At 64.5% G+C, this 18,155-nt stretch carries 15 protein-coding genes; 11 read left to right on the top strand and 4 right to left on the bottom strand.

What is annotated here, in order from left to right; all coding sequences use genetic code 11:
• Positions 1-21: 21 nt before the first annotated feature.
• The 3 genes from BUB04_RS03980 to BUB04_RS03970 all read left to right on the top strand — a co-directional run bounded on the left by BUB04_RS03980 (position 22) and on the right by BUB04_RS03970 (position 1,282).
• Positions 22-390: a hypothetical protein gene (locus BUB04_RS03980; protein WP_143156342.1), complete on the top strand. Its 369-nt coding sequence runs from the start codon at positions 22-24 to the stop codon at positions 388-390.
• Between the two features lie 117 nt (positions 391-507).
• Complete coding sequence (locus tag BUB04_RS03975; RefSeq protein WP_073037175.1) at positions 508-939, top strand: hypothetical protein; 432 nt, start codon at positions 508-510, stop codon at positions 937-939.
• Positions 940-955: 16 nt separating this feature from the next.
• Positions 956-1,282 carry a hypothetical protein gene (locus BUB04_RS03970; RefSeq protein ID WP_073037173.1) on the top strand — a complete coding sequence of 109 codons (327 nt, stop codon included), beginning with the start codon at positions 956-958 and terminating at the stop codon, positions 1,280-1,282.
• A gap of 144 nt (positions 1,283-1,426) precedes the next feature.
• Here BUB04_RS03970 and BUB04_RS03965 read toward each other — a convergent pair whose 3' ends face one another.
• A complete protein-coding gene (locus tag BUB04_RS03965; protein ID WP_073037171.1) occupies positions 1,427-2,848 on the bottom strand; it encodes an alanine/glycine:cation symporter family protein in 1,422 nt (473 codons plus the stop codon).
• A 232-nt stretch (positions 2,849-3,080) separates the two neighbouring features.
• Positions 3,081-4,514: a dihydrolipoyl dehydrogenase gene (gene lpdA / locus BUB04_RS03960; protein ID WP_073037169.1), complete on the bottom strand. Its 1,434-nt coding sequence runs from the start codon at positions 4,512-4,514 to the stop codon at positions 3,081-3,083.
• Between the two features lie 359 nt (positions 4,515-4,873).
• Here lpdA and BUB04_RS03955 point away from each other — a divergent pair, with 359 nt between their 5' ends.
• The 8 genes from BUB04_RS03955 (at position 4,874) to ald (ending at position 12,931) form a co-directional block, all read left to right on the top strand.
• Positions 4,874-5,317, top strand: coding sequence for an Lrp/AsnC family transcriptional regulator (locus BUB04_RS03955; RefSeq protein ID WP_073037167.1), 444 nt, complete (start codon positions 4,874-4,876; stop codon positions 5,315-5,317).
• Positions 5,318-5,331: 14 nt separating this feature from the next.
• Positions 5,332-6,603, top strand: a complete 1,272-nt coding sequence (locus BUB04_RS03950) for an aminomethyl transferase family protein (protein ID WP_073037166.1) — start codon at positions 5,332-5,334, stop codon at positions 6,601-6,603.
• 22 nt (positions 6,604-6,625) lie between these two features.
• The gene (gene gcvH / locus BUB04_RS03945; protein ID WP_073037164.1) at positions 6,626-7,033 is read left to right on the top strand and encodes a glycine cleavage system protein GcvH; all 408 of its coding nucleotides are present in this window, start codon (positions 6,626-6,628) and stop codon (positions 7,031-7,033) included.
• On the top strand, positions 7,030-8,364 hold the full coding sequence (gene gcvPA / locus BUB04_RS03940) for an aminomethyl-transferring glycine dehydrogenase subunit GcvPA (RefSeq protein WP_178371895.1): 1,335 nt from the start codon (positions 7,030-7,032) through the stop codon (positions 8,362-8,364). Before gcvH ends, gcvPA begins: the two co-directional genes overlap by 4 nt.
• Positions 8,361-9,815, top strand: coding sequence for an aminomethyl-transferring glycine dehydrogenase subunit GcvPB (gene gcvPB / locus BUB04_RS03935; RefSeq protein WP_073037161.1), 1,455 nt, complete (start codon positions 8,361-8,363; stop codon positions 9,813-9,815). Before gcvPA ends, gcvPB begins: the two co-directional genes overlap by 4 nt.
• A 282-nt stretch (positions 9,816-10,097) precedes the next feature.
• The gene (gene lipB, locus BUB04_RS03930) at positions 10,098-10,787 is read left to right on the top strand and encodes a lipoyl(octanoyl) transferase LipB (protein ID WP_218588362.1); all 690 of its coding nucleotides are present in this window, start codon (positions 10,098-10,100) and stop codon (positions 10,785-10,787) included.
• A gap of 106 nt (positions 10,788-10,893) precedes the next feature.
• Positions 10,894-11,796, top strand: coding sequence for a lipoyl synthase (lipA, locus tag BUB04_RS03925; protein ID WP_073037159.1), 903 nt, complete (start codon positions 10,894-10,896; stop codon positions 11,794-11,796).
• A gap of 22 nt (positions 11,797-11,818) precedes the next feature.
• Positions 11,819-12,931 carry an alanine dehydrogenase gene (gene ald, locus BUB04_RS03920; RefSeq protein ID WP_073037157.1) on the top strand — a complete coding sequence of 371 codons (1,113 nt, stop codon included), beginning with the start codon at positions 11,819-11,821 and terminating at the stop codon, positions 12,929-12,931.
• Between the two features lie 54 nt (positions 12,932-12,985).
• On the opposite strand, the gene BUB04_RS03915 is transcribed toward ald, so the two are convergent.
• Both BUB04_RS03915 and BUB04_RS03910 read right to left on the bottom strand, forming a co-directional pair.
• Entirely contained in the window at positions 12,986-16,159 is a 3,174-nt protein-coding gene (locus tag BUB04_RS03915) for an efflux RND transporter permease subunit (RefSeq protein WP_073037155.1), read from the bottom strand.
• 9 nt (positions 16,160-16,168) lie between these two features.
• Positions 16,169-17,653 carry an efflux RND transporter periplasmic adaptor subunit gene (locus BUB04_RS03910; RefSeq protein ID WP_178371894.1) on the bottom strand — a complete coding sequence of 495 codons (1,485 nt, stop codon included), beginning with the start codon at positions 17,651-17,653 and terminating at the stop codon, positions 16,169-16,171.
• Positions 17,654-18,155: the final 502 nt, after the last annotated feature.

Raw genomic sequence — 18,155 nt, 5'->3', positions numbered from 1 at the left:
GAAGCCCTGAGGACCCGGCTCATGGCGTCCCCGGAAGGCCAGGCCCTGTTGGAGAGGGCCGATGAGCTCACCCATGAGTACCGGATGCGCCAGGAACAGTACAAGTTCTACGAGGCCTTGCTTGTCAGCGTCTTCGCCATGGTGGGGCTGCTCCTGATCCTCGTTTTCATGTGCCGGCGCCCCGCCTGCTCGCCGGCCCAGATGGTCACGGCCAGCGGGCTTGTCTTCGTCATCTTCGGCACCATCCTGCTGGTCATTCTGGCGGACGTGGAAGAACAGCTCACCGCCTCCATCGGGGTGCTCGGCGCCATCGCCGGATACCTGTTTGGAAAGACCCAGGCCCTGGAGGCACCCGGGGGCCCCGGGTCGAAGGAGGATGCACGCTCTTGAACCAGCTGAATCCATGGCGAATCCTTCCGAGACCCATGACACCCGCAGCGGGCGTTCGCAACATGGCCAACAAGGCCCGAACCCATCCCGAAGAAACGGAAAGAAAGGAGCCCCCCCATGAAGCCCTCCCGAAGAAGACGCGTTCTTATCCTGCTCCTCCCGCTGTTTCTGGGGGCCTGCGCCTCCGCCATCGCCCCCTACGATCACTATGCCTACGTGCAGGCCACCTCCCTCAAGGTGGAGGCCCTGGAACTGCTGGATCTCGCAACGGAAAGCTACGAAGATCATCGGGTCCGGGTCGAGCGGTTTCGGAGCCGCATGAAAAAGGCCTACGAATACGTGCGGTCCCTGCCCCGAAACGAGCTGACCGCCCGGCAGTACGAAATCCTCATGGACCCCGACGGGCACTCCATTTTCGGAGCTCTTCGACGCTGGGAGGAGTCCGGGCGCCTGTCCCCCGTCTTCGTGGAGGAGCTTCGGGGCGAGATCGCCCAGCATTTCGACCAGGTGATCACCCTGGAGGCCGCCAAGATCAAACGGATCCCCTGACGGAAAGGATCGCGAGATGTCAGACTTCGACCGTTACCTGGAGACCTTGAAGGACGAGTTGACCCGGATGGTCCGCGAGCATTGGGCGGATTGGGGGGAGGAGGCTCTGAAGAGCGGAGACCGCTTCCTGCGGGACGTGGAGGGAGATCTTCGGAGATGGACGGCTCTTCTCGTCGAGAGACGCCTGACGGAGGAAGAGTTTCGGTTTCTCGTGGAAAGCAAGAAAGACCTTCTGGAATTGGCGGCCTTGAAGGAGGCGGGTCTGAGCGCCATCCGGCTCGAACAATTCAGAAACGGGGTGGTGAACTTGGCCGTCTCCACCGCCGTGGATGTCCTGCTGTAGCGATACCCCCCGGCGCGCGGGTCAACGAAGCCGGAAGGCGCCTTTCCTTGCCAACGAGCTGTGGGGGCGAATCATGATTCGCCCCCACAGCCACCTTCTACCATCGCCGAATGGTCCAGCGGCACTGATCGCCGCCGGCCTCCATCACTTGGAGACCGGCTCGGCCACGGCGGCCGCCTTCACATCACGGGCCTCCTTCGCTTCGTAGCGGCGCACCGTCTCGAAGATCACGGGGCACAGGGCCAGCAGCGCCACCAGGTTGGGAATGGCCATGAGGCCGTTGAAGGTGTCGGAAAGATTCCAGACGAACTTGAGCGACGTGGTGGCTCCCACGAAGACCAGCACCACCCACATCCACTTGTAGATCTCCACCGCCTTCACCCCGGCGATGTATTCGAAGCACTTGGACCCGTAGTAGTACCAGCCCAGGATGGTGGAGAAGGCGAAGAAGATCAGTCCGAAGGAAACGATGAAGGAACCGATGCCGGGCAGGGACTGGCCGTAGGCCGCACTGGAAAGAGCCGCGCCGGAAAGACCGCCCTCGATGGCCATGAGACCCTCCGGAGTGAACTGAACCAGGCCCGAAACCAGGATCACCAGCGCCGTCATGGAGCAGATGATCAGCGTGTCAATGAAAGAACCCAGCGAGGCGATAAGACCCTGAACGGCCGGATCGTTGATCTTGGAGGCCGCATGGGCGATGGGGGCCGAACCAAGGCCCGCCTCGTTGGAAAAGACACCCCGGGCCACGCCGAAACGAATGACCGTGCCCAGGAGGCCTCCGCCCACCGCCTTGCCCGTGAAGGCATTGGAAAAGATGAGACCGAAGGCTTCGGGGATGAGCGAGGCCTTGGTCACCAGCACGATGAGGGAACCCAGGACATAAACCACTGCCATGATGGGAACGATCTTGGAAGTCACCCGGGCGATGCTCTTGATGCCGCCGATGATCACCAGGGCCGTGGCCACGGCCAGCACGATGCCCGTGATGTAGGTGGGAACGCCCAGGGTGGAACGGACGGCGTCGGCCACGGAATTGGACTGGACCATGTTGCCGATGCCGAAAGAAGCGATAAAGCCGAAAAGAGCGAAGGCCCATCCGAGCCAGGCCCAGTTTCCGCCGTAGCGCTCCTGCATGCCGTTTTTGATGTAGTACATGGGGCCGCCGGACTTTTCGCCCTTCTCGTTGGTCACGCGGTACTTCACGGCCAGAACGGCTTCGCCCAGCTTGCTGGCGCCGCCCACCGAAGCGGTCACCCACATCCAGAAGACGGCACCGGGTCCGCCCGCGGCGATGGCGGTCGCAACCCCCGCGATGTTGCCCGTCCCGATGGTGGCGGAAAGCGAGGTCATGAGAGCCTGGAACGGCGTGATGTCACCGTCTTCTGCATGATGTTTGGAAAAGAGCAGCTTGAAGGCGAGACCAAGACGTCGGAACTGGACGAAACGGGTCCCCAGGGACAAGACCAGGCCCGTTCCCACCAGGAAGACGATCATCACCGGCCCCCAGGCAAAGGAGCCCAACTTTCCTACGAATGTTTCAATGGTGTGTGCCAAACCTTCCATGAAGAATTCCTCCTGAAGATGTTAGTTTGTCCGCCTCCACGGGAGCATCCGTACGCGCATCGCTTTCCGCGCGTCGCTGCACCGTCTTCCGGGAGCGTGTCCGACAATGGCAAACTTGCCTCGTTCAACGTCCACTCGTCATCCCCGCGGAAGCGGGGATCCAGACTTTCCGGCAACTTATGGACTCCCGCTTGCGCGGGAGTGACGATTTGCGGAGTTCTCGGACAGTCTCCTAGCCGTGCAGCGCCCGATCCGTGGCCTTGAAGGCCGCTTCCGCCATCACCTCCGCCAGGGTGGGATGGGCATGGATGGTTCGCGCCAGGTCGTCGGCCGTCATGCCGTGTCGCACGGCCAGGGTCGCCTCGGCGATGAGCTCCGTGGCGTGAGCCCCCACAAGATGCGCCCCCAACAGCCGGCCCGATCCCTTTTCGGTCACCAGTTTCGCCATGCCGGCCAGTTCCCCCAGCACCTGGGCCTTGCCCATGGTTCGCAAAAGCACCGTGTCGGCCCGCACGTCCACACCCCGCTCCACCGCCTGGGCCTCCGTGAGCCCCACCGTGGCCACCTCCGGACGGCAGAAGATGGCACCGGGCACCGCGTCGTAGTCCATGCGCTCCCGCCCCCCCAGGGCGCAGGAGGCCGCCACCTGCCCTTCGCTGGAGGCCACGTGGGCCAGCATCACCTTGGCAGGCCCCAGGACGTCGCCGATGGCGTAAACCCCTTCCACACGGGTCTGCATCGATTCGTCGGCCTTGATCCACCCCCTTTCGTCCACGGCCACCCCCAGCTCCGCCAGCCCGAGATCGTCCGTGTTGGGCCTTCGGCCCACACAGACCAGAACCTTGTCACAGGCCACGGCCACGGGTCCCGCCTTCTTTCCCTTGGGCGGCTCCACCCACGGGGACGGTCCCAGCACCACAGACAGCCCGTCGCCGTCCAGGTGAAGGTCCTGAACCGTCCGGCCCAGATGGAGAGCCACCTTCCGTTTTTTCATCTCCCGCTCCAGGACCTTGGAGCAGTCCGCATCCACCGACGGCAGGGGAAGCAGCCGGTCCAGGGCCTCCACAATGGTCACCTGCGCCCCCAGGGCGCTCAAAATCGTGGCGAATTCACAGCCGATCACCCCGCCGCCCACGATCACCACGGATCGGGGAACCTCCTCCATGGAAAGGGCGTGGTCGCTGGACCAGATCCGCTCCCCGTCCGGCTCCAAGCCCGGAAGGCCCATGGGCCGCGTCCCCGGAGCCAGGATGAGCCGATCCCAGGCGAGTTCCTCCACCGCCCCGTCGGAAAGATCCACCCGGGCCCGCCCCGGCCCGCTCAGGCGGGCTCGCCCCGCCACCAGCCGGATGTTATGGTGCTGGAAAAGCGCCCGGATGCCTTTTCGCTGATCGTCCACGACCTTCTCTTTCCGGGCCATGAGCCGGGCCAGGTCCATTGCGGGCGGCTCGGGAAAACGGAGACCGAAATCCGCCCCGTGGCGGGCCTTTTCCAGGATTTCCGTGGCGTGCAGGAGGACCTTGGACGGGATGCAGCCCCAGTTGAGGCAGGTGCCGCCCACATGGTCCTTTTCCACCACCGTGACCCGGGCGCCGGCCTGGGCGGCGCGCACCGCCGCCACATAGCCCCCGGGCCCTGCACCGATGATGAGGACATGTCTTTCCATGAAGGATTCCTCGGTCTTGGCCCGGACGGCGGGCCCGCTGAAACCCCCGACACCCGGGCGGATGGGTTGTGTTCGGAACGAGCGGGTTGCGGAAAACGACCCGGACCCCGCTCCCTTTTCCAGGCAGGGCCTGCCTTACTCCATGGCCTCTCCAGGGTCAAGAAATGTTTGAAGGAATCAACATGCGTTTTCCTTCACAATACGCCCTCAATCCTGTGCATTCTCCTTTTTTCGCTGTTTTGCTTTTTCTTCCCATCCATATTTCGGATACCATAAATTTTGGTTGCCTTTTTTGAGGAAATCAGCAATTCATAGGGAGCTCTTGGAACAACAAAAAACCCCTGCGCATGGAGAGGCGCATGAAGATCGACGACACCAATATGGCCATCATCAAGCGGCTGCGCCGGGGCCGGACGCCCTACCGCAAGATCGCCGAGGACCTGGGCCTGACGGAGAACACCGTCCGAAACCGCGTGCAGAAGCTCATGGACGAGGGGGTCCTGAGCATCACGGGCGCGGTGGACCCGGCGGCCCTTCCCGGGCACCGGCTGGTGATCGTGGGCGTCAAGCTCCACGACATGGACATGGTGAAGGCGGCGGAAGCCTTTGGATCCCTTCGGGGCGTGGTGGCGGTGACCATCGTCACGGGCCGCTACGACCTGATGGTGATGGTTCTTTTGAACGAGGAGTTCGACCTGCTGAAGTTCTACACCGAAGAGGTTTCCAAGGTTTCCAATGTCCAGTCGGTGGAGACCTTCGTGGTTTACAAGACCTTGAAATTCAAGGTTCCCTACGTTCTTTAAGAGAGGAGGCCTCCATGGCACCCAAGACGACACCCCTGCACCCCTGGCACACGGCCCGCGGCGCCAACATGGCCGATTTCGGCGGCTACGACATGCCCGTCTGGTACCCCACGGGGGCCAAGGCGGAGCACCTGGCGGTGGTGCAGGCCGCCGGGCTTTTCGACACGAGCCACATGGCAGCCGTTTCGGTCCGGGGCCCCGGTGCTTTCGAGCTTTTGCAGTGGACGTTCACCAAGGATCTGGAGCGCTGCATCGGTCCCGCCCGCAAGCCGCTGGCGGAGGGCCGTTGCGTGTACGGCGCCTTTCTGAACGAGCGGGGCGAGGCCCTGGACGATTCCATCGTCTATCGGGTGGGATCCGACGAGTTCCTGGTGGTGGTGAATGCCGGCATGGGGGCTCCGGTGGCGGCCCACCTTCGGGAGCAGGCGGGGTCCCGCTCCGTGGAGATCGTCGATCTCACGGACCGGGTGGGCAAGATGGACCTCCAGGGACCTCTTTCCGGCAAGATCCTGGCACGCATCCTGGCCGATCCGGAGGCGGCCTTTTCGGGCATGGCCTATTTCTCCTTCAAGGGCCACTTCGATCCCGTCCACGGGAACGCCCCGGCGGTGACCCTCAAGGACGGCACCCCCCTGCTTCTTTCCCGTACGGGTTATACGGGCGAATTCGGATTCGAGCTCTTCATCGCCCCGGAACATGTGACGCGCCTGTGGGAGGCGCTTCTGGAAGCGGGCGCCGCCGACGGGCTCCTTCCCTGCGGCCTGGCCGCACGGGATTCCCTGCGGGCCGGGGCCGTCCTTCCCCTGTCCCACCAGGACATCGGCCCCTGGCCCTTCATCCATCATCCCTGGGACTTCGCCCTGCCCTTCGGCGAAGACAAGACCGGCTTCACCAAGGACTTCCTCGGCGCCCGCGCCCTGCTGGACCTGGACACTCCCGAATTCACCAAGGCCTTCGTGGGCTTCGACCTGAGAAAGCTCGCCGACCCCCACGACGCCCAGGTGCTGGACGAGGAGGGGAACGTCCTGGGCACGGTGCTCACCTGCGTCACCGACATGGCCATCGGCCGGGTTGGAGACCGCATCTATTCGGTCACCAGCCCCGACAAGCCGGAAGGATTCCAGCCCCGCGGCCTCAGCTGCGGCTTCGTGAAAATCAGAACGGACCTGCCGGCGGGCACCCCGGTGGTGCTCAAGGACCGGCGCCGTTCCATCCGCGTGGTTCTCACCGACGACGTCCGGCCCCACAGGACCGCGCGGCGTCCCATCCGACAGATGCTTGCCTAAACCATAGAAAAGGAGGCTCCCCATGAAGGAAATCCATGAATTGATCCTGGCCGAAGACGTTCGTTACACGGAAGACCACGAGTGGGCCCGCCTGGAGGGCGACCAGGTGGTGGTGGGCATCTCCGACTTCGCCCAGGACCAGCTGGGGGAAATCGTCTACGTGGAGCTGCCCCAGGTGGGCGATTCCTTCGACAAGGGCGAAGAGTTCGGTTCGGTGGAATCGGTCAAGGCCGTGAGCGAGCTCTACATGCCGGTGGCCGGCGAGGTGGTGGCAGTGAACGAAGAACTGGAAGGCGCCCCGGACCTGGTCAACAAGGATCCCTACGGCGCCGGCTGGATGATCCGCATCAAGCCGGAAGACCCGGCCCAGATGGATGAACTTCTCGACAAGAACGCCTACCTGGAACACCTCAAGGGGATGGAATCATGAGGTACCTGCCGCATACACCCGACGACGTGGCTTCCATGCTTAAAGCCGTGGGAGCCGACAGCCTGGAGGAGCTCTTTGCGGGCGTTCCCGAGGCCTGCCGAAGAAAGGACGCCTGGACCCTTCCGGAGCCCCTCACCGAATGGGAGCTGAACGCCCACATGGACCGCCTGGCGGCCCGCATGGCGTCGGCCCATTCCTGGAAGGTCTATCTGGGCGCCGGAAGCTACGAGCACCATATCCCCTCCACGGTCTCCTACCTTTTGGGCCGCTCGGAATTCAGCACCGCCTACACCCCCTACCAGCCGGAGATCAGCCAGGGCACCCTCCAGGGCATCTACGAATACCAGACCCTCACCGCCCGGCTTCTGGGCATGGATGTGGCCAACGCGTCCATGTACGACGGCGGCAGCGCCCTGGCCGAAGCGCTCCTCATGGCCTTTCGCATCACCCGCAAGAAGCGGCGCGTGGCCGTCTCCCGGGCCGTGAACCCCTTCTACCGGCGCGTGGTGGCCACCTACTTCGAGCCCACCGGCTACGACGTGGTGGAGCTGCCTGTTTTGGCCGACGGCACCACGGACCTTTCCGGCATCGGCGGAATCGAGGATCTGGCCGCCGTGGCGGTGCAGTCGCCCAACTTTTTCGGCTGCCTGGAAGACCTGGAGGCGGCGGGCCGGGCCATCCACGATGCCGGAGCCGTTTTCGTGGCCTGCTTCAGTGAACCGCTGGCCTTCGGGATCGTGAAGAGCCCCGGATCCCAGGGAGCGGACATCGTCTGCGGCGAGGGCCAGAGCTTCGGCAATCCCCAGTCCTTCGGAGGGCCGGGTCTGGGCATGTTCGCCACGCGCCAGGAGCACGTGCGCAAGATGCCCGGCCGCCTGGTGGGTCGCACCACCGATCTGGAAGGACGCCCGGGGTTCGTGCTCACCCTGTCCACCCGCGAACAGCACATCCGCCGGGAAAAGGCCACGTCCAACATCTGCTCCAACCAGGGCCTGTGCGCCATGACGGCAGCCATGTTCATGGCGACCCTGGGCGGAACGGGCATCCGGGAGCTGGCCCAGCTCAACCACGACAAGGCGGAATACCTGAAGGAAGGACTCCTGGCCGCGGGCTTTTCGGCTCCGTTCGCCGCACCCACCTTCAACGAGTTCGTCCTGAAGGCTCCGGCCGGCTTCGCGGACACCTGGAAGCGGCTCCAGCAGCAAAAGATCGTCGCCGGCCTTCCCCTGGCTCGCCTCTACCCCGAGTTGGACGGCCACTACCTTTTCTGCGTCACCGAAACCAAGACCCGCGACGATCTGGACGCGCTTATCAGGGAGGTTTCGTCATGACAACATCCCAGGGTACCACCGGTCTCATCCTGAACGAGCCGCTGCTGTGGGAACGCGGAAAACCGGGCCGCAGCGCCTATTCCCTGCCGCGGCGCGACGTGGAACGAAAGGCCTTGGACGAGCGCTACGCCGGCTCCGGCCCGGACTTTCCGGACCTGAGCGAAGTGGAGGTGATCCGCCACTACACCCGTCTTTCCCAGTGGAACTTCGGCGTGGACACGGGCTTCTACCCGCTGGGCTCCTGCACCATGAAGTACAACCCCAAGACCAACGAGCGGCAGGCGTCGCTTCCCGGTTTCGCCGGTGCCCATCCGCTCCTTCCCGATGAGCTGTGCCAGGGCGTGCTGGAACTCATGGCACACCTGCAGGAGCTCCTGGCGGAAGTGACGGGAATGGATGCGGTGAGCCTGCAGCCGGCCGCCGGCGCCCACGGCGAGCTCACGGGCATGCTCATCTTCGCCGCCCATTTCCGAAACAAGGGCGAAAACCGCACCAAGATCCTCATCCCCGACACCGCCCACGGCACCAATCCGGCCAGCTGCGCCCTGTGCGGCTTCCAGGCCGTTCCGCTCAAGTCCAACGACCGGGGCGTCATGGACCCGGAAGCGGTGGCGGCCCTCATGGACGAGGAAACCGCCGGGATCATGGTGACCAACCCCAACACGCTGGGGCTGTTCGAGGAAAACATCAAGGAGATCGCCGAGATCGTCCACCGAAACGGCGGCCTGGTCTACTGCGACGGGGCCAACATGAACGCCGTCATGGGCATCGTGAACATGAAGGACATCGGCGTGGACGTGCTGCACCTCAATCTGCACAAGACCTTCTCCACGCCCCACGGCGGCGGCGGTCCCGGAGCGGGTCCCGTGTGCGTGACCAAGGAACTGGAGCCCTTCCTGCCGGTCCCCCGGGTGGTGAGGGAAGACGGCACCTACCGTCTCTCGGATGATTTCCCGCTGAGCATCGGCAAGGTGCACACGTTCCACGGCAACTTCGGCGTGCTCATCAAGGCCTACAGCTACATCCTGTCCATGGGCCCGGAACTGAAGAAGGTGAGCCAGCTGGCCGTGCTCAACGCCAACTACATCAAGGAGCGGCTGAAAGACGTCTATCACCTTCCCTTCGACCGGCCCTGCATGCACGAATGCGTCTTCACGGACAAGAAGCAGCAGGCCCACAAGGTGACCACGCTGGACATCGCCAAGCGGCTCATGGACTACGGGTTCCATCCGCCCACCATCTACTTTCCGCTGGTGGTGCAGGGAGCGCTCATGATCGAACCCACGGAGACGGAGACGAAGGAGGACCTGGACCGGTTCATCGAGGCCATGCGGGCCATCGCCCGGGAGGCGGAAGAGGATCCGGAACGGGTGCGCCAGGCGCCCAGCAAGCCCAAGCTGCGCCGACTCAACGAGGCGGAGGCGGCCCGCCGGCCCTGCCTGGCAGGTTAAGGTAAAAGAAAACCGCGAATGAACGCAAATAGACGCGAATGAGTTTTTCAATCCTGAATTGGACGGTTCTTTCTAATGGACAGCTCCTGAAGGGCGGGCGTAAAGCCCGCCCCTACAAAAAGCCCCGGACCCATTGGGTAGGGGCGGGGTTTATCCCCGCCCGCTAATCACGCGGTGTAAGAGACACCCGAAGAAAAAATCGCTCAGATTAGGTCAGTAGCTCCGACGGTGCCGAGCCGTACCGAAGGGGACACGTCACAGGTCATGGGAGTCGCGGAAACCATGAACACACCGGCCCGGACGAAACGACGCCCCGGACTCCTGATGGACATCCCGGTCCTGGACTACCGGGAGGCCCTGGAGCTCCAACACTCCCTGGTGGACGCCCGGCACGCGGGTCGTCTGGACCGGGACGTCTTCATCCTGCTGGAACACCCCCCGGTCTTCACCCTGGGCCGGCGCGGCGGCCTGGAGAACCTCACGGTTCCCGAAGAGATGCTGCGCCGTCGGGGCATCCCCGTGGTTCCCATCGAACGGGGAGGGAACATCACCTACCACGGGCCGGGCCAGGCGGTGGGCTATCCCATCGTGCACCTGCCGTCCGCGGGCTGGAAGGTGGTCTCCTTCGTGGAGGCCCTGGAGGAGATCATGATCCGAACGGCGGCGGACTTCGGGGTCTCCGCCCGCCGGGACGGCCGAAACCGGGGCGTGTGGGTGAACGGCAAGAAGCTGGGAAGCATCGGGATCGCCGTCCGCCACGGGGTGAGCTTCCACGGCTTCGCCCTGAATGCCGTGGTGGATCTGGAACCTTTCGGCTGGGTGAACCCCTGCGGCCTGGCGGGCGTGGAGATGACGTCGCTGGCCCGGGAAACGGGAAAAACCCTGGACATGAAGGCGGTGCGCCGAAGCGTCCTCCACCACACGGCCCACGTCCTGGGGCTGGACCTTCAGCCCGTGAACCGAAAACCGTGATCCGTGATCCGTAAGCCGTAAACCGATAACCGTGATCCGAAAACCGCGAACCGTGAACTGAAAACTGAAAACCGTGATCCGTGAACCGCGCCAAAGGAAACCGGCCATGACGGCACCCAACCAGGAACACCCCATCCGGATCCGCAAGCCCGCGTGGCTGCGCCGCCGTCTTCCGTCCGACGCGTCCTACCAGCAGGTCCGACGTCTTCTCCACGACGGAGCCTTGCACACCGTCTGTCAGGAAGCCCGCTGCCCCAACCAGTTTGAATGCTTTTCGCACCGAACGGCCACGTTCCTCATCCTGGGGGAACGCTGCACACGGCGGTGCCGGTTTTGCGCGGTGGAGCACGGCCCCCTCGGCCCCCCGGACCCCCACGAGCCCCGGCGAGTGGCCGACGCCGCCGCGCGCCTCGGCCTGCGCTACGTGGTCATCACCTCCGTCACCCGCGACGATCTGCCGGACGGCGGGGCGGAAGCCTTCGCGAACACCATCCGGGCCGTGAAGGAACGCATTCCCGAAGCCCTCGTGGAAGTCCTCATCCCCGACTTCCAGGGAAGCCGGGACGCCCTGCACCGGGTGCTGGATGCCGCTCCGGATGTCCTGAACCACAATCTGGAGACGGTCCCGCGCCTTTACGACACGGTGCGGCCCGGAGCCCGCTACCAACGCTCCCTGGAACTCCTGGGCCGCTCCCGCCGGCACGCCCCCCACATCCCCACCAAGTCCGGGCTCATGCTGGGCCTGGGGGAGACGGACGAGGAAATCGGACAGACCCTGCGGGATCTTCTGGACGTGGGCTGTCAGATGCTCACCCTGGGCCAGTACCTGCAGCCGTCCAGGGAACATCTGCCGGTGGACCGGTTCGTCACCCCGGAAGAATTCCAGGCATGGAAAGAAAAGGCCCTGGAGATGGGATTTCAGGAAGTGGCCAGCGGCCCGCTGGTTCGAAGCTCCTACCACGCCAAGGAGCTCTATCAATCCTCGTGTACGGAACGAAACGTCGAATGAAACCAAGCAAAGGAGAAATCAGATGATCGTCGGAGTGCTCAAGGAAATCAAGACGGAAGAAAACCGCGTGGCCATGACGCCGGCGGGCGTGGAAGTGATGCGCCAGAACGGCCACACGGTGCTGGTGGAAACCCAGGCCGGGGTGGGAAGCGGCTTTCCGGACGAAGCCTACCGGGCCGCCGGAGCCGAGATCGTGGCGACCCCCAAGGAGATCTACGACCGGGCGGACATGGTCATGCACGTGAAGGAACCGCTGCCGCCGGAATACGACCTCATCCGGGAAGGCCAGATCGTCTTCACGTACCTTCACCTGGCGGCCGATGAGGAGCTCACCAAGGCCCTCATCCGGCGCCGGTCGGTGAACATCGCCTATGAAACCATCCAGAAGGCCGACGGATCCCTGCCGCTGCTCACGCCCATGAGCGAAGTGGCGGGGCGCATGGCCATCCAGGAAGCGGCCAAGTACCTGGAGATGCCCCAGGGAGGCCAGGGCATCCTGCTGGCCGGCGTTCCCGGCGTGGAACCGGCCACGGTGGTGGTGATCGGCGGCGGCGTGGTGGGCACCAACGCGGCCAAGATGGCCTGCGGCCTGGGCGCCAAGGTCTATCTGCTGGACATGAACCTTCAACGGCTGCGGTACCTGAGCGACGTCATGCCCGCCAACTGCTTCCTGCTCATGTCGTCTCCGGCCACCATCCGGGAACTGGTGAAGAAGGCCGACGTGGTCATCGGCGCCGTGCTCATCCCCGGCGCCAAGGCCCCCAAGCTCATCACCCGAGACATGCTGCCCACCATGAAGAAGGGGGCCGTGATCGTGGATGTGGCCATCGACCAGGGCGGCTGCTTCGAAACGTCCAAGCCCACCACCCACAAGGATCCCATCTACGTGGTGGACGGCGTGATCCACTACTGCGTGGCCAACATGCCGGGCGCCGTGGCCAAGACCTCCACCCTGGCCCTCACCAACGCCACCCTGCCCTACGCGGTGGAAATCGCCAACAAGGGCTGGAAGCGGGCCATGCAGGAAAACCAGGAGATCAAGCTGGGCGCCAACGTGGTGGACGGCAAGGTCACCTACAAGGGCGTGGCCGACGCCTTCGGCCTGGAATACGTTCCCATCGACACCCTGCTCTAACCCCTCCCTCCTCACCTCCCCGGCGGGGCGCATCTTCGGGTGCGCCCCGCACCGTCAGCGACGGCTCAGGAAATAGAGAATGGGCACGGCCATGCGCGAAAGCAGCAGGGACGCCACCTCCCCGGACATGAGAGCAAGGGCCAGGCCCTGAAAGATGGGATCCAGCAACATGGGCGCCGCCCCCACCACCAGGGAGACGGCCGTGAGGACCATGGGCCGGAACCGCACCGCGCCGGCGTCCACCACCGCATCCTCCAACGGCATGCCCTCCTGGAGGCGCAGCTCCACGAAGTCCACCAGGATGATGGAGTTTCGCACCACGATGCCCGCCCCGGCGATGAATCCGATCATGGACGTGGCGGTGAAGAAGACGCCGAAAAGACCGTGGGCCGGCAGAATCCCCACCAGGGAAAAGGGGATGGCCGCCATGATGGTGAGGGGCGTGACGAAGGACTGAAACCAGCCCACCACCAGGATGTAGATGAGCACCAGAACGGCGGCGAAAGCCAGCCCCAGGTCCCGGAAGACCTCGTAGGTGATGTGCCATTCGCCGTCCCACTTCATGGAATAGCGTTCCGTGGAAAGGGGAAGCGCCGCCACGTGCCGTTCCAGCCGGTAGCCCTCGGGAAGGACCAGCTCGTCCAGCTTTTCGTTCATCTTGAGGATCGCATAGACGGGGCTTTCCTCCTCGCCCGCCACGTCCCCCGTCACATACACCACGGGAAGCAGGTTCTTGTGGTAGATGCTCTTGTCTTCGACGGTTTCCCGCACCCGCACCAGCTCGCTCAAGGGAATCAGCCTTCCGGCCGGGTTCAGGACCCGAAGGGAGAGGATCCGGGCGACCCTCGACCTTTCTTCCTGCGGCAGCCGAAGGACGATGGGAACGTCCTCCTTTTCCTGCGGGATATGGGCCAGTCCCACGGGCGCTCCGGCCACGGCCGCCGAAAGCACCCGGCTCACCTGTTCCACGCTCACGCCGTGGAGGGCGGCCTTCTCCCGGTCCACGGAAAAGGCCACCTTGGGCTGGTCGTCTTCCACGTACCAGTCCACATCCACCACGCCGTCGGTGTTTTCGAAGATCTCCTTCACCTGTCGGGCGATCCGGATCTGCCGGTCGTAGTCGGGGCCGTAGATTTCCGCCACCAGGGTCTGGAGGACCGGAGGTCCCGGCGGGATTTCGGCGATCTTCACGTTGGCGCCGTAAAGGGCGGCGATCTTTTGGATCTCGGGTCGCAGCCGCTTGGCGATGTCGTGGCTCTGGGTCTCGCGGTCCCCCTTGGGGACGAAGTTCACCTGGATGTCCGCCACGTTGCCGCCCCGGCGAAGGAAATAGTGGCGGACCAGGCCGTTGAAGTTGTGGGGGGAGGCGGTTCCCACGTAGATCTGGTACTGGGTCACCTCGGGGGTTGCGGCCACCGCCTCAGCCATGTGGCGGGCCGCCGCGGCCGTCTCCTCCAGGCTGCTCCCTTCCGGCATGTCGATGATCACCTGCAGCTCGCTCTTGTTGTCGAAGGGAAGCATCTTGACGCGCACGGCCTTGAAGAGCACCAGGCTGCAGGCCGCCAGCAGCAGGACCACCACGAAGCCGAGAAACCCGTAGCGCCACAGCGGCCGGTGAAGGAGCGGCTTCATGACCCTCCGGTAGAGCCGGGTGGTCCATCCTTCTTCCTGGCGCCCTTCCTCCTTTTGGCGGCTCAGGATCCTCACGCTGGCCCACGGCGTGATGACGAAGGCCACCAGCAGGGAAAAGAGCATGGCCGCCGTGGCTCCCACCGGAATGGGCCGCATGTAGGGCCCCATGAGGCCGCGCACGAAGGCCATGGGAAGGATGGCCGCAATCACCGCGAAGGTGGCCAGGATGGTGGGATTTCCCACCTCCGCCACCGCCTCCACGGCCACTTCCGACACGGGTCGGCCCCGGTTTTCCGGCATGCGGTAGTGGCGCACGATGTTTTCCACCACCACTATGGCGTCGTCCACCAGGATGCCGATGGAGAAGATGAGGGCGAAGAGGGTCACCCGGTTCAGGGTGTAGCCGCCCAGGTAGAAGACGGCCAAGGTCAGGGAGAGCGTCACGGGAATGGCGATGGCCACCACGCCCGACTCCCTCACGCCCAGAGTGAAAAGGATCAGGAGACTCACGGAAATGACCGCGATGGTCATGTGGCTCAGGAGCTCATCCGATTTTTCCTTGGCCGTCTCCCCGTAGTTTCGGGTGACGGTGACCCGCACGTCCCGGGGGATGAGGGATCCCTTGAGGCCCTCCACCTTGTGCAGGATGGTTTCCGCCAGGTCGATGGCGTTGGTCCCCTTGCGCTTGGCGACCGAAAGGGTCACGGCGGGGTGAAGTCCCCGGACCGGATCGCCTTGGTAGCGGGGCCCCGTCCCGAACAGGACGTAGTCGGCCGGCTCCTCCGGCCCGTCCTCGATCCGCGCCACGTCCCGGAGATAGACGGGGCGTCCGCCGTGAATCCCCACCACCGCCGATCCCACGTCCTGTGCGGAACGGAGGAACTCGCCGGATTCCACCACGATTTCACGATTTCCCGAAACCATGCGTCCCGAAGGAATGGCCCGGTTGGCGCCCTGCAAGGACTGCAGGAGGCCGTCGGCCGACACGCCACGGGAAGCCATCCGGGCGGGATCCAGGAGGACGCGGATCCGGCGCCGCTGTCCGCCGATGATTTTGACTTCCGAGACGTTGGGAACCTGCTTGATCTGGTCGTGGAGCTGGGCCGCCACGCGCCGAAGGTCGTAGTGATCCAGCCGGTCGCTCCACAGCGTGAGGGCCAGGATCGGCACGTCGTCGATGGACCGCGGCTTGATGAGCGGAGGGGTCGCCCCCGGCGGGATGAGGTCGAAGTTGGCGAACATCTTCTGGTTCAGCCGAACGATGCTCTCCTCTTCGTCTTCGCCCACCCGGAAGCGCACCACCACGAAGGATCTTCCCGGCGACGACGTGGAGTAGATGTACTCCACCCCGGGAATCTCCCACAGGAGCTTCTCCATGGGCTTGGTGACCCGCTCCTCCACCTCCTTGGCCGACGCCCCCGGCATGCCCACGAAGATGTCGATCATGGGAACGACGATCTGGGGCTCCTCTTCCCGCGGCAGCAGCACCACGGAGCCCAGCCCCAGCAGCAGGGACGCGGCGATGACGAGCGGGGTGAGCTTGGAATCCACGAAGGCCTTGGCCAGTCTTCCGGCTATTCCCAGATGTACGCTCATGGATCGCTCTCAGTTTCGGACCAGTTGGGCGCCGTCCACAAGACCGGGCACGATGCGGGAAACAATGCGCTCGCCGGGTTCCAGGCCGGAAAGGACCTCCACGTTCCCGTCCAGGCTTTTGCCCAGGCGCACCAGCCGGGCACGGACCCTCCCGTCGGCTTCCACCACGTAAACGCCGGTGAGCTGGCCGCGTTCATAGACCGCCTCGCGGGGAACGAGGACGGCCGTCCGTTCCCCCACGGAAAACCGGGCCCGCGCAAACGCACCCGAGCGAAAGACGATGGAGGGCGAAAGGTCAAAGGGGAAAGGAGAAAGGTCCGATTCCTCGGCCTTCCTGCCTCCCGGCTGCGTTCCCGTGCTCTGCGCCTGGGAGCTCCCGTCCGACTTCTCCCCTTTTTCTACCCCTTCTCCTCCTTCCCTGTCCTTTTCACCTTTCCCCTTTAGCCCTTCACCTTTCCCCTCGTCCCTTTCACCTTTAACCTTTCCCCTTTGACCTTTAGCCTTTAGCCTTTCCCCTCTCCCCTTTTCCCTTTCCCCCAGCTCGATCTTGACCAAGGCCGTGCGGGTGGCGGGATCCAGAGCCGGGACGATCTCCGAAACCCGTCCCGTGAGCGGTTCCGCGGCCTCGGGGAAGAAGACCGGCACCGGGTCGCCCAGGCGGACGAAACCCAGGGAGCTTTCGGGCACGGGCACTTCCAGCCGGTACCGGCTCGTATCCTCCACGGTCATCAGAGGCACGCCGGGAGCGGCCATCTGGCCCACCTCAACGTGTTTTGCCGTCACCACGCCGTCCACGGGGGACGCGATCCGAACGTAGTCCAGCAAAGACCGGGCGTCTTCCAGGGCCGCCTCGGCCGCCTGCTCCATGGCCCGGGCCTGGGCCTTCCGGGCTTCGGCCGCCTTTACGGCGCGCCGGGCCTTTTCCACCTGGGCGGAAGCCGCCTTGTATCGGGCCGCCACCTGATCGAATTCCTGGGCGCTGACGGACTCTCGGGCGAAAAGATTCTTGAACCGCTCAAAGGTCACCCGGGCCAGTTCCCGGTCGGCCCGAGCCGCCTTGAGATCGGCCTCGGCCACGCGCACCGCCTCCTCGGCTTCCCGGACCGCAAACCGGGCCCGTTCCAGGCCCGCCTCCGCCTGCCGAAGACCCGCCGTCACCTGGCGGGCGTCCACCTCCACCAGCACCTGGCCTTTGCGGACCGGATCCCCTTCCCGCACCTGGACCGCCGTGACCCGTCCCAGAACCTTGGAAGAAAGGACGGAAGAGACGGCGGCCTTCACCGTCCCGGGAAATTCCACCGTTTCCGGAATCGACGTCTCCCGGACGGCGAGGACCGGCACCCCGGACACCCGGGGGGACTCCGGCGCGGTGGGCGCTTTTTCCCCGGAACAGCCCCCCAGGAACACCCAGACAGCCGCGGCCGCCCACAGGAATCTTCTCAGACGGCCGTGAAGGGCCGTCGGACCTGTGCTTGATCCGATTTGCGGAACCACCCGTTCCTCCTCGATCTTTTCCGAGATTTTCAGGAAGTCACCCGCCGCATCCCGAAACACCCCCCGGACGGCCCGAGGGCACGAAGCGTAGGAGGCAGTCCGACAACGGCAGATTTGCGCCGTTCAACGCCCCTTCGTCATCCCCGCGAAAGCGGGGATCCAGAATTGCCAGTAACCTAAACCGAGCGATTTTTTCTTCGGGTGTCTTTTACACCGCGTGATTAGCGGGCGGGGATAACCCCCGCCCCTACCCGATGGGTCCGTGCCATTTTGATAGGGGTAGGAAGGACTCGTTGCCGAGTCCCTCCCCCCTCCGAACCGTACGTGCGGATCTCCCGCATACGGCTCTCCGGTTGGTGGTTTTACCCCGCTGAGGACTGGAGCATTGCGCGATGGGCTGCCACGAGGCTGTACAACCCATGGCGCTCAAAGAAAGCATTCGGCCATCTGTTATGATCGCGGCCTCGGCTGATCCCCTTTCGTCCGCTGCGCTTACGCAGAA

It is taken from the genome of Desulfacinum infernum DSM 9756, from assembly GCF_900129305.1.
Classification (GTDB): Bacteria; Desulfobacterota; Syntrophobacteria; order Syntrophobacterales; family DSM-9756; genus Desulfacinum; species Desulfacinum infernum.
The sequence above is the reverse complement of the archived record's forward strand: the minus strand, read 5'-3'. Positions and strand labels throughout refer to the sequence as shown.